Consider the following 259-nt stretch of genomic DNA (forward strand, 5'->3'; position numbering starts at 1 on the left):
GCGCGACGGTGAACGGCATCGTGGTCACCACCATGAGCGGCGAGCGCCTCAATCAGCCGGTCTGGGGCCAGCCCAATACCCTGCCGAAAGTCGGCCAGCGCGTTGACGTGCATTGCGCGAAAACCGGCGAAAAAGCCTGCACGCTGAAGGGCAGCATCGACTACTTCATCCGGCCCGTGCCGTGATGAACGCGCGCCCTGCCCGCTGGCCTGCCCTGCTGCTGTCCGCTGCCTTAGGCGCATCGATCTGGGCGTTGTCG

General features: G+C 66.0%; 1 protein-coding gene. It reads left to right on the forward strand.

All coding sequences use genetic code 11. From position 1 onward, the window contains the following. On the forward strand, positions 1-185 hold a 185-nt coding region (locus RMT89_RS43990; RefSeq protein ID WP_315889361.1), incomplete at its 5' end, for a hypothetical protein. Positions 186-259: the final 74 nt, after the last annotated feature.

The sequence above is a fragment of the Streptomyces sp. P17 genome, from assembly GCF_032436805.1.
Classification (GTDB): domain Bacteria; phylum Actinomycetota; class Actinomycetes; order Streptomycetales; family Streptomycetaceae; genus Streptomyces.